At 23.3% G+C, this 12286-nt stretch carries 15 protein-coding genes; 4 read left to right on the forward strand and 11 right to left on the reverse strand.

The features are described from left to right. Nucleotides 1-307 precede the first annotated feature (307 nt). Nucleotides 308-820, forward strand: coding sequence for a lipoprotein (locus SKUN_RS05890; RefSeq protein ID WP_053391246.1), 513 nt, complete (start codon nt 308-310; stop codon nt 818-820). 111 nt (nt 821-931) lie between these two features. On the opposite strand, the gene SKUN_RS05895 is transcribed toward SKUN_RS05890, so the two are convergent. The 6 genes from SKUN_RS05895 to SKUN_RS05920 all read right to left on the reverse strand — a co-directional run bounded on the left by SKUN_RS05895 (nt 932) and on the right by SKUN_RS05920 (nt 6646). Continuing rightward, nucleotides 932-1408, reverse strand: a complete 477-nt coding sequence (locus tag SKUN_RS05895) for a hypothetical protein (protein ID WP_053391247.1) — start codon at nt 1406-1408, stop codon at nt 932-934. Nucleotides 1409-1683: 275 nt separating this feature from the next. Then, nucleotides 1684-3126, reverse strand: coding sequence for a hypothetical protein (locus tag SKUN_RS05900; protein ID WP_053391248.1), 1443 nt, complete (start codon nt 3124-3126; stop codon nt 1684-1686). Nucleotides 3127-3129: 3 nt separating this feature from the next. After that, nucleotides 3130-4524 carry a hypothetical protein gene (locus SKUN_RS05905; protein WP_053391249.1) on the reverse strand — a complete coding sequence of 465 codons (1395 nt, stop codon included), beginning with the start codon at nt 4522-4524 and terminating at the stop codon, nt 3130-3132. Beyond that, complete coding sequence (locus SKUN_RS05910; protein WP_053391202.1) at nt 4517-4795, reverse strand: hypothetical protein; 279 nt, start codon at nt 4793-4795, stop codon at nt 4517-4519. The genes SKUN_RS05905 and SKUN_RS05910 overlap by 8 nt, the downstream gene beginning before the upstream one ends. Then, complete coding sequence (locus SKUN_RS05915; RefSeq protein ID WP_053391250.1) at nt 4795-6258, reverse strand: PBSX family phage terminase large subunit; 1464 nt, start codon at nt 6256-6258, stop codon at nt 4795-4797. The genes SKUN_RS05910 and SKUN_RS05915 overlap by 1 nt, the downstream gene beginning before the upstream one ends. Further along, nucleotides 6248-6646 carry a hypothetical protein gene (locus SKUN_RS05920; protein WP_053391205.1) on the reverse strand — a complete coding sequence of 133 codons (399 nt, stop codon included), beginning with the start codon at nt 6644-6646 and terminating at the stop codon, nt 6248-6250. Before SKUN_RS05920 ends, SKUN_RS05915 begins: the two co-directional genes overlap by 11 nt. Nucleotides 6647-6960: 314 nt before the next feature. On the opposite strand from SKUN_RS05920, the gene SKUN_RS05925 reads away from it, so the two are divergent. Then, nucleotides 6961-7944 carry an IS30 family transposase gene (locus SKUN_RS05925; RefSeq protein ID WP_053391251.1) on the forward strand — a complete coding sequence of 328 codons (984 nt, stop codon included), beginning with the start codon at nt 6961-6963 and terminating at the stop codon, nt 7942-7944. A gap of 84 nt (nt 7945-8028) precedes the next feature. On the opposite strand, the gene SKUN_RS05930 is transcribed toward SKUN_RS05925, so the two are convergent. After that, nucleotides 8029-8307, reverse strand: a complete 279-nt coding sequence (locus tag SKUN_RS05930) for a type I restriction endonuclease (RefSeq protein ID WP_053391252.1) — start codon at nt 8305-8307, stop codon at nt 8029-8031. A 741-nt stretch (nt 8308-9048) separates the two neighbouring features. Next, nucleotides 9049-9600: a DJ-1 family glyoxalase III gene (locus SKUN_RS05935; protein ID WP_053391253.1), complete on the reverse strand. Its 552-nt coding sequence runs from the start codon at nt 9598-9600 to the stop codon at nt 9049-9051. A gap of 71 nt (nt 9601-9671) precedes the next feature. On the opposite strand from SKUN_RS05935, the gene SKUN_RS05940 reads away from it, so the two are divergent. Then, nucleotides 9672-10091: a DUF192 domain-containing protein gene (locus tag SKUN_RS05940; protein WP_053391254.1), complete on the forward strand. Its 420-nt coding sequence runs from the start codon at nt 9672-9674 to the stop codon at nt 10089-10091. A gap of 66 nt (nt 10092-10157) precedes the next feature. Then, nucleotides 10158-10601 (forward strand): hypothetical protein, encoded by a 444-nt coding sequence (locus tag SKUN_RS05945; RefSeq protein ID WP_053391255.1) that lies wholly within the window; start codon nt 10158-10160, stop codon nt 10599-10601. A gap of 54 nt (nt 10602-10655) precedes the next feature. Here SKUN_RS05945 and hpf read toward each other — a convergent pair whose 3' ends face one another. From hpf to SKUN_RS05955, 3 genes are all read right to left on the reverse strand, one after another. After that, the gene (hpf, locus tag SKUN_RS05950) at nt 10656-11033 is read right to left on the reverse strand and encodes a ribosome hibernation-promoting factor, HPF/YfiA family (RefSeq protein WP_053391256.1); all 378 of its coding nucleotides are present in this window, start codon (nt 11031-11033) and stop codon (nt 10656-10658) included. 97 nt (nt 11034-11130) lie between these two features. Next, entirely contained in the window at nt 11131-11307 is a 177-nt protein-coding gene (locus SKUN_RS09410) for a hypothetical protein (RefSeq protein WP_158500802.1), read from the reverse strand. 561 nt (nt 11308-11868) lie between these two features. Beyond that, a complete protein-coding gene (locus SKUN_RS05955) occupies nt 11869-12222 on the reverse strand; it encodes a S1 RNA-binding domain-containing protein (protein WP_053391257.1) in 354 nt (117 codons plus the stop codon). Nucleotides 12223-12286: the final 64 nt, after the last annotated feature.

Below are 12286 nucleotides of genomic sequence, written 5' to 3' on the forward strand. Positions count from 1 at the left end.
GATGTATTATGCCAACTTTATTAACTACAATTAGACCTTGTTTGGGAAATTTTACATCAAGACAATATTTTAAAAAAATTTTTTCAAATTAAATTAATATTTGTGTATGATTAATAAAATCTATTTTTTTGTTATATTTAATTTTAAAATATTAAAAATATTATTTTTAATTTGTTATTTTTTATAATTATTGATTTTTATTTTTAATTTGTTATATTTTTATTAACTTTTTATCGTTTAGTTTTACAGTATACACTAAATTAAAATAATATGGTAAGATGGTGACAATAAGGGGGATAATTCTACAATGAAAAAATGATTAAGTTTATTTGGTGCAATTAGTTTAGTGGGAACAAGCACAACAAGTTTAGTTGCTTGTAGCAAAAAACAAGAATATACACCTGAAGAATTAACAAAATTAAAAGAAGAAAACAAAATAAATACTACTAACCAAGAAATTAAAGATAATTTAGAATGAATAGCACCACAAGAAAAACCATTTAATAAGGTTGATAATAAATGATATTTTATTATATGAAAAGGCCTAAAATTAGATAAATGAACATTAAAAAAATATAAAGATGTTGGTTTAGACAGAACTAATAGTTTAATAGATAAATCATATAGTAATGCAGAATTACACAGAGTAAGTAATGATTTACATACAATTGCAAATAAAGAATATAGTAGTTGAAATAAAGATGATGGAACTTACTTTAAATCAATCTATCGTTGAAATGGTGAAGAACAAAAATTACCCGACTTAATAATTGATAATGATGGTAATGTAAAAGTTAGGAGAATAGAAAAAGAGATGTAAAACCTCTTTTTTATGTTATAATTAAATTAATAAAAGTAGAGTAAGTCCCTATTTTAAAAGTAATAGGCCCAGTGGATTAGTCCAGCTTACTCTACTTTTTTTATTTATTCTTTATCTTGGTTTAATTGTAATTTTAATTGGACTATTGCCTTTATTTCTAATTCCCAAAACATTTGGATTAGAAACATCTATTGTTATATCTTTATTATTACCTCAATAATCTCAATGGGTTTTTGAAGTACCTGCTAATTTGGCAAGTATGGTTTTTGATATTCTAATTTTTAATTTTAAATCATTAGTATAATATGCTTGTAGATATGTTTCTTTAATTTTATCTTTATCAGTATTAGATAATTTCGTTATTTGAAGTAAAAAATTAAAGAATATATTTTCTCCCAAAGGCTTGTTTGTTGAATATATATTTTGATAATTTCCACTTGGCAGTCCATTAGTATATGCAATAGGTTCAAATGTTTGAACTTCATTAGTTATATTATCTGTATACAAAGTTCTTATATTTTCAAAATTAACTTTATCAGTTTGTGAACGACCACTTTCTTGTAAAGTTATATTGGATAATGACCCCAAATCATCACTACAAATACCTATACCACCTAAAATATTAATATTTCTATCAGGAATAAAATTCTCTATATCGGGTTGTCCACATTCAACTTGTAAATTACCTAAATTACTTATTTCTATTATTTTATAAGCACTTTTAAATTTTTCAATACTTTGAATTGTTGGGTCAATTTGTTTTAAATCAATCTCAGTTTCATAATAAACATCATAAAATTCATCATAAAATAAATTATTAAATGAATCTTTTTTACATTGTGCTTGTGCTGTTATTTTAGTTTTTAATGACTACCACTATTTACTTTTACTTTTGATGGTGGTGTTATTTTTCAACTTTTAGACCAATAAAATTCAGAGTTATTATCTTCTTCATTAATAGTTGTTCCAACAGTTGGATTAGTTGCAGTTGATGTTACTTTATCAGTTATTACAATTCCCTCACTATTTTTTTGATTTCAAAAGTCATATCTACTTTCCATATCTTTTTTTCAATCTTCATAACCAGTTATCATTGTTGGTTGTATACCTTGAATATTATATCAACTTACTTCTGGTGAAGCATAAGTATTTATTTTATCAGGTGGAGCAGGATACATGTTATACATTAATAAATCACGAGAATTCATTACTTTTTTATTAAATTCACCTTTAATAATTGGTCGCCCAATAACAGGCATATCAAATAAAATTGGATTACCATAAAATTTAACTGCCATTGCTCTAACCCCTGGGTCTTTTAATAAAATATTATCTAATTCAACAATGCCTTTATTTAGTTTTTCATCATAAGTTATTTTAGGAAAACAATAACCTTCACCAGGAGCACTTGTTTGTATAAATTGTCTTACTGATAAACCACTATGACTAATTTTGTCATTAATACTTGAAAATGTAATTTCTTGTCATAAGAAACTACCATCATAAGGTGAATAATAATTAATAACATTTGATGGATATAATCATTGTCTATCTTGTGGGGCAGAATTAATATCACCACCACCAATATTTAAACCACGGTCATTAAATACAGTATAAAAATTATAATAATCATTAATATTTAATTTTTCAGAATCTTCATCTAAAATTAATAAAGTATATTGTCTTTCTGTTGATTGCTGAGTAAATACTTGTTCAAATTTGGCTTCACCAAATTGAATTGAACTTCTATCATCAATCATATAAGCATCTCAATATTTACCAACTTTAACTTCTTTTGTATAAAAATTATCTGCTTTATTATCATTATTTATAAAATAACTTAATTTATATTGTTTTAAATATTCTAACATTCTATTAATATCATAAATATTTTCACCATCAATTAATTTTCAATAATTATTTTCATTTTCATCTTTTAATTTTATCGCAAAAGGTGTTTCATTATTGGCTCATATTGTTGAGTCAACTGGTTGTTTATTAAAATCATCAATCATTAATATATTAATTTCTTTACCTTTATATTTTTGAACTATTTTTAAACTACCTTGTCATTGTGCAATAGTACTTTCCATATTATCAAATATACGGGTATAACTCCCATAATCACTAGGTTTAGCATTATTAGGTTTTCAACCTGTTTCTGTATCAGGAATATATGAGCTATAAACATTAAAAGGAAATACCATTCAATGTCTATTATCTCGTATATTTTCTCTAATATCTATTAAAGTATCATGGGCTTTTCTTCTTAATTCTTCCATAACACCTGGGTTAATTCTACTCATTTTTTAATCCTCCTTAATTTCTGTTCTACCTTGTAAGGCATTTTGATTATTACCAGTTTCATCATATTCTAGTAATTTATTATTATGTTCTATTTCTTTGGTTTGCATTTTATCTTGTCATTTTTCAATTTTTTCATAATATTTAGTTGCTTCTAATTCATCAATATTATCATATTCAGTAATTGCTCTTATTGGTTCCATTGTTCCATTGTCTAATCTAGCAGTAATTAATTCATTTTGTCGCATTTGGTCAACTAAGCTAGCACTAACAAAATCAAAACCATAAGGCCGTTCACCATTACCATCTCATAAACCATAATATTTTAAAACAATATCAAACATCTTAGTATAATATTGTTTACGATATGATTGTAAATATGCTTGTTTTTCTAAGTCTTTTGTTTTTTTTATTAATGATTGTGTTTTATTTTCTTCACTATCTGAAGCATCGCCAAAAGGACTAGAAAAATTACATGCTATATATACTTGTTCAATAATAGATTTTTGGTCTTGTGTATATGTTTCTAAAATTGGTGTACCTTGTACTACTTGTAAAGATTGAGATGATGTTCCATCTGCTGCTGTTTGACCTGATTGAATAAAAATATCACCAAATACATCTTGTAATACTTTTTTATTACCATTATTATAAGCAGTCATTAAATTATCATCTAATTGACCATATCAGTGTGTACGATTTGCATATCTTTCTTTTGATTTAATATTAAAACTATCTTCTAAATCAAATTGTAATTTATAACAATTTGACATTGTAGGTCATGGATTTAATGTAGTTGATGTTGATAAAAATAATGGATTAGGTTCATTTATCATTTCTCAAAAAGGAATAATACCTAATTTATTTTTAAATTCTTGTACTAAAATAGGTTTAACATAATCTTTAATTTCTGTTTTACTTTGACCAACAACTACTTCATTATTTTTAGGTCAACCTTTAATAATTATTTTATCTTTAGTACAAATTAAATTTAAAATAAAACCACTATCTGATTGATGATAATTTAATCAAATATCAGCACCTTGTTCAATTTCATTTATTTTACTTACTCTTGAAGTAAAGTTAAATGGATTAATTCATAAATCAATATTACCATCACTAGTTTCTAATAAACCAAAAATAGTTTTACCCATTAAACTTGCTGTTAATTCATTTTTATCTAATTTCTCTTTTATTTTATAAGTTTCATATCATCAATTTAATTTTTCTAAAATGTCTTTACGATGAGACTTAAATAATATATCTTTACCATTTACTAAACGCATTTGATGGCGAGCAATAATATTTGCTAAATTAATTGTTCAATCATAATTATAATATTTTAAAACACTATTTATATCATTTAAGTTTGGTAAAGCGGGGTATGTACTATTATTCATTATTATTTTGCTCCTTTAATTTTAAAATAAGTCCATAATTAATTATATTTACAGTTAATAAACTAGGTTCATTTGATAAAACTTTTACACATACTTTAACTTTTTTATATTTTTTAATATATTCGTTATATAAATTTAATTTACATATTGCAATATTATCTTTTTTTAATTCTTGACAAAGTCTTTTTTTAACTTGTCCACAAACAGACATATATGGTCTTTTTGCATTTATTACACGCTCATCATGTATTACATAAATATCTTTTTTCATTAAGTTATTCACTCCCTTTGTTGCCATAATTTATAATCTGGTGAATTATTATGTTTAACCATTGGTATTAATTTAAAGTGTAAAGCATAAAAATCACTATCAAATGTATCATCATATAAGTCTAGCATTCTTTCTTCCCTTGAATCTTCTTTATCTTCTCATTGAATTAATTCATATTGATTTTTACTTACAGGACATTTTTCTCATAATCATTTTAATTGATTAGTATTTATTAACATTGTAAATGCTTCAATACGATGCTTTACTTTAAATTTTTGTTTTTGTGCTGGTTTAAATGTCATATATTGACCAAAACTATAATTATATTTTTCTCGATTTAAACTTTCTAATATTGCATAAGCACTATCGTCAACATTAATTGATATACCTTGTTGTATTAAATTAAAATATTGATTTAATTGATTATTATAAAACTCTAAAATATCTTTTACTTGTTCTAATGGTCCTTTAAATTGTTGTGTAGCATTTGAATGAGTATATTCTGCGACTTTATATGCTTTTTTATCAAATAAATTATATAGTCAAAAACTAGCTGCTGTTGTATGTCCTTTTGGGCTAGTAGAGTTTGCTAAGTCAACTCCACCCAATAATTTTGTTGGTTGAATAATATCTGTTGCTTGCATAATATAAATATATCTTGCAAAAATTGAACCACTAGTATTACCTGGTAAACCTCAACTTCATACTCTTGCTCTTTCAATATCTAATTGTTCTAATCTTAATTGTTCATTAACTTTATCTTGTGGTAATTCATAATTAAGTCTTCAACTAGAAGAATGAATAATAATCTTCATATTTCATTTTTCGATGTATTTAATTTGTTCATATTTACTACGCATTATTTCTTCATTAAAAGGTAATAATTCATTACAATAACCAACAATATATCTTTTTAAACTTTCAGGATTACAAGTATTAATTGTTATTTTATTTTGATAACCACGAATAGCAAATTCTAAATCACTTAAATCTTTTTGTTGAAATTGGTCACATTCTTCTCTTCAATCAATAACTAATTTATATTTATTCAAATCAGCAAAAGCTTTTAATTTTTCTTTTCGACTTGGTGAATGTAAACCTTTACAATATATTTTGCTACCATTTGATAAAGTAAAAGTAAAATTTGATAAATTAATAGTATAAGGAATATGATTTTCATCTAACATATTTCATATATTTTGAAATACACTATCTTTTAAATCTTTACTCCAATACATGCTAGCAATGATACAAATTTGTTGTTTAATTAATAAACTAATTTTTAATAATTCACCAAACATTTTAATATTTGAAATAGTCTTACCACTATATCGTGTTCCAATTTGATTAATTTCATTAACTAATTCATATTTTTTAGCAAAGGGATATTTATTACCAATACTACTATTTTGTAATAACCAATAAGGAGTTTCTAACAAATAAGTAAAATGATTAAGCATCATTATCACTCTCTTTTTTAATATCTCTAATATCAGTTTGTAAATTAACTATTATTGGCTGTTGATTATTTAAGTTTAATTCTTGTTCTAATTGTTTTTCTTGTAGTGAATATTTATAATTAAATGCTCGTTGTCAATATGTTTTTACTCCATCAGGTGTTTTAACCATTGCTTTAATTAATTCACTTTCAATTTTATCAACTTGTCGTTCAAGCAAAGGAACTATCTTTTCGCTCCGATAAATTTCTTGTCTTCAATGACGAGAAAGATTGAATTCATTCGTTAAATCATTTAAAGTATATGGTTTATCAGATGATTTATTTTCTCAAAATTGCTCTATTTTACGATAAAAAGTTGCTAAACTTGCTGTTTTTGGATTAAATTCTTTCATTTTTTACTCCTTTTTGCATATTAAAATTGCTATTATTTAAACAATATGATTAAATAAAAGAGTATATCAAACTTATCAATAATTAAAAACTTAGCAAAATGTATTAAAAAACTTAATATTATTTTTATTATGTTTATTTTACATCAAAAAAAAGAAAGTAAACTTAATTACTTTCTTTTTTTTGATATAAACATTTTTAAGAGACAAAACTTACTACTTGTTTACATTATAATTTTATAACTTTAAAAATAATTGTCAATAGTTTTTTAAAAAATAGTGTATAAATAACTTTAAAAAGATTAGAGACAAAATATATGAAAGATTATACACATGTAAAATATGATGAAAGATATTTATTTGAAGATTTATTATTTTCTAATGCTTGTAAAAAGAAAAATGGAACAATTAATATGTCAGAAATAGCACGACAAACAAATCGTGGAATTAATACTGTTAAAAGAGAAATTAATCGATTTAAAAAAATAGAAGATTATACAGCAGTTGAAGCACATAAAGATTATTATAAAAAACGAAAAAAATGTATTAAAAAACTACCTGAATTTACAGAAGAACAATTAAATTTTATTCAAATTAGATTTAATAAATATCGTGATACACCTGGGCAACTTATTTATCGTTATTTTTTGAAATTTAATGTTAAATTTCCTGCTTGTGTTAAAACTTTTTATAAATGAGTTCGTTTGGGTGAGTTTGGATTAAAAAAAGAAAATTTACGATATAGGGGTAAAAAATTTAAAACAAAAGGAAAGATTGATAATCGTGGTAAATTAACTAATTTTAAGTCAATTTGAAACATTGAAAATAAACTTTCTAATGTTGGATGATTTGAAATGGATACTGTTGTTGGTAAAAACCATCAATCTTCTCTTTTAGTTTTAGTAGAACAATCAAGTAAAAAATATTTTGCAATAAAATTAGAAAATCATACTGCTAATGAAGTTTTTGAAAAGTTTAAAGAATTAGTTAAAGTAAATAATTTAATTGGAAAAATTAAAGGCGTAATAACTGATAGAGGAAAAGAATTTTATAAATGAAGAGAATTAGAAATATTCGCTGAAACACAAGTATATTTTTGTGAAGCTGGTAAACCACAGCAAAAACCTTTAATTGAATATATGAATAGTGAATTAAGACATTGATTTTATAAGGGAACTGATTTTAATAAAGTTAGTCAGAAAAAATTAAATTGAGTAGTTAATGATGTAATTAATGAAAAAATACGGCCCTGTTTAAATTGAATAAGTGCAAAAGATATATTTTTACATAATATTAAATAAATTTATTAAAATTACTTAATAAATCCTTTTTAGTGTGCTTAAATATGGTTAAATTAAGCTATATTTATAAAATATTTTATTTTTTTAAAAAAGAGTTGCATTTATTTTAAATGATGTTATCATCAAATTAACAAGAGACAAAATTTGCTGCTTGAATATACTTGATGCATATTTATTAATTTGATTAAAAGCTTCTTTAAAATTTATTTCTGGTTTTTTTAACTCAATTTGTATTAAAGGTAAACCATTAATTAAAGTTATTATATCATATCTATTTTGAAAAATACTTTTTATTTTTAATTGATTAGTAAATTGAAAAATATTATCACATCATTTATCTTTATTAAATAATTCTAAATCCACTTTTTCAAAATCATCACGCTCAATTGTAATTTTATGTCTTAATATTTTTGCAGAATTAAAAGTACTTTTACCAGTAATTTTAAATAATAATTTTTCAAATTCTTTATCAGTTTAAAACAAAGGGGAAAAACCAACCTTAAACTACTCTCAAAATAGCGTTAAAATCGGTTTTATTGATAAAGATGAATATATTAAAATTAATGGTTATGAAATTAGTAATTTTAATTTTAAATTACAAATTCAACAAAATACCACAATCCAAGATAATAGTACAAGTTATATAATAATTGATAAAAAAGATATTTTAATTAATGATATTTCAAAACAAGACAAAGAATTTTTAGAAACATTAGACTTAAAAATAATTTCTATTAATGAACCAATTAGTGAAGACAATAAAAATGAATGTTATATCATTAAAAAATATAAACACCCTTATTCATTAGAAGGAATTGATATTATTAAATCTGTGAATTTAATTAAAAAAAATGACTTTAAATGAAAAAACCAAAATAGCATTCATTTAGTATTACAAAAATCATTGCCCGAAGACCTACCTCAACTAAAATTTTAAACTCTTTTTTATTTGAACAAAGGATTAAGAAAATTCATCAGAATGACTTTTAAGAGTTCCTAAAAAATTTATACAAAATTAGTGTGCTCATTTTAGGTATGTTAATTTTAATCTTTTACAATTTATTATACAAACATTTTATTATGCAAACATTTAATATAACTAAATTAATCACGAATTACTAATTCATTTTGAAGTTTCATTACTTTTTTTGCTCCTAAAACTCGATCAGCAATTGCTAAAGCAAAATTCATTGTTGAACCAACTGAAGCCCCAGTAATAATATGACCATCAGTAATAGCAGCCATTTCATCATTATAAATTGCCTTTTCCATCCCTTCGATACATCCCGGATAACTAGTGACTTCTTTATTGTCTAAAATTCCTAAATGTCCTAAAATTTGGGGTGCTGCACAAACTGCAGCAATTATTTTTTGATCATTATTGGCTTTTAATAACCAATCTTTTAACATCTCATTTTTTGCAAGATTATCAACACCAATGCGACCACCTGGTAAAATGAAACCATCATAATCTTCATATTTAATATCTTCAATTAATTTATCAGCCTTAATCGTAACATCATGGGATGAAACAACTTCTAATGCTTTAGTAATACTAATTAATTTTAGCTTAATGCCTCCTCGTCGTAACACATCAGTTGTAATAATTGCTTCACCTTCTTCAAAACCTGTTGCTAAAAACAATGCAAATTTCATAAATAACACCTCTTTCTTCTTGGTAATTATAATATAATTTTATATAATTGTTAAGGAAAAAGGTGTTATGCATGGGGTTTTTCTCAAAAGTAGTTTATAAATTTCATCGAACAAAACATAAACGAAATAAAAAATATTATTTATTAAAAAATCGTAAAACATTAACTGTTAATAGTATTCCACAAGACATTAATATTCATGTGATTAAAAATTTTCGGGAAAAATTCACGAGTTTAATTCAACCAAATGATATAACAATGAAAGATGGATATTTATTACGAAAAGTACGTGGTTTTAATAGTTTTGGAATTTTTTATCAACTTGATGTTATTTTTTGCAATAAAAATTTTGAAGTTATTCAAACAATTCAAAATTTTGGGCCACAAAAAATAAGTCATTATTTTCCACAATGTTATTTTGTCTATTGTCTTGCTCCTGGAATGATTAATTTTTTAAATATTAAACCAAACGATATTTTACGAATTATTTAATTTATCATTAATATTTTTAAAACTAAGTTATAATATAAATAATGTTATGGTTAAGGAGAAAAAACAATGGCAAAAATGAAATATACAACAATTAAAATTAATGTGACATTCCAAAAAGTAATGATTTGAATTTCTGGGTTATGATTATTTATCTTAGCAATATTAAATTCTTTTTCAAACGTTAATGTTAACACAAAACTTTTTGTTCACAATAATACTGGTGATAATGGTACAATTATTTTGATTACAGCTTTCTTATTTATCTGTGTTGCAAGCTTTATTCGTCATAAAATTGCTAAATTAGTTGCCGGAATTATTTTTATTACTATTGCAATTATTGGAATGATTGGTGCAATTATTACTTCAACAAAAGAAGTTTCAACATGAGTAATTGTTGTTGGTGAATTAATTGCTCTAATTGGTGCTTTAATATGATTATTAGAAGGAATTGGAGCAATTCGTATTAAAATAAAGCAAAACACAGCAAGTACACCAAGTAATAACAAGTAATTATTATAAAAAATGTTTAACTAAATTTAGTTAAACATTTTTTATTTATTAACATTATTCAAGATCAAGTTCTTCATCTTCTGCAACAATCACTTCACTATAAAATTTTCCTAATGATTGATTTTTATTATGACGGTCTTCTTGTTTGCCTTTAATTTTTCGTAATTGTTCTTCAAATTTATATAAACTTTGATCAACTGCCTTATAAAAATCACTATTGCGAACTTCTGCTTTTAAAAAATTATTTCGCCCTCTAATATCAATTACAGTATGAATTACAATATTGTTTTCTTTCGTAAATTCAATGTCAACATGAACAATATCATTTTCATTAACTTGTTGATATTTTAATAACTTATTAAAAGTATCAACTAAATGTTGGTTCATTGCATCGGTAATAATAATATTTTTACTACGAATTTTGTATTCCATAAATATTCGCCTCACTTCTATATCATCATTATAACAAAATAAAAGATAATTTTATGTTAAAACAAAAAAAGAAAAAAATGTAAAATTAATAAAATTTTTAACCTTTATCATCTAATAAGAAAAAATCAATATACTCATTCGTTACTTCTTCTAATGTTATTTTTTCAATTAAAACTTTGCTAGCATTAATTTGAATAATTTTTTCATTATATTGTTTAACTAATTCAAATAATGGTGCATTAACTTCTTTTAACAATTCTTGTAATTCTAGCATTTCTTTAGTTGAGTAATTTTTTTTGTTCTTTAATTGTTAAATATACACTTTGTTCATTTATTTAAACTGGATTAATAATTTTACTATATTTTTCAAATAAATTATATTATAAAATCATTGTATCAATACGAAACATAAATCGATTTAAAATTTAATCAATATATTTTTCCAATAAAGCATGTTGAATTAAATTTTTAAAATTATTTTTATTTTTAATTTTACTATAATTATGTTTTGACTTTTCTTGTAAATGCTGTATTGATTGCTTTTTTTGTTTTGCTAATTAATATTAAATGACTAATTTCTTGATCAAGCTGAATTTTTAATTTTTTTAAAAGTTATAAATTTTCAAGAGTAAACTTTACTAAAAAATCAGTATTATCTTTAATCAGTTTATCATCCATGTTAATTACTCCTTAAATTATCGTTACTATTTCCGCTAATTATGTAGAAACCACACACATTTTACATAATTCATATTTTTATTTTTCTTTTCTATTTTGACAAAATAAAAAACAGCAAACTTAATTGCTGTTTATAACTTACATTACTTTTGCTAATTTATTCGTTTTCAGTTGTTTTACTAATATTTTCAATATTGCCTGTTTTATTTTGTTTTTTATTTAAACTTTTAAAATCTGCTTTTATTTCTTGAATTTCTTTATCATCATTTTTTAAAACTTCAGGGTGGCACTTTTTATAACTTAATTTAAGATGTTTCCTAACTGAATCAAAATCAAGTACCTCAACTTCAATTTCATCACCAACATCAAAAAAATCTTTAATATCTTTAACAAAGTAATCTGAAACTTCACTAATATGGATTAAACCATCAGCTATTTCTGCTCTACAAAAAGCACCATATGGAGTAATATTTGTTATTTTAACATTAATTTTATTTCCTTTTTCATACATAAATAAAATATATCTCCTTTTCTAAAATAAATTTTGATAAGTTAATATTTGATATGTTTTATTT

The organism is Spiroplasma kunkelii CR2-3x (genome assembly GCF_001274875.1).
Classification (GTDB): Bacteria; Bacillota_I; Bacilli_A; order Mycoplasmatales; family Mycoplasmataceae; genus Spiroplasma; species Spiroplasma kunkelii.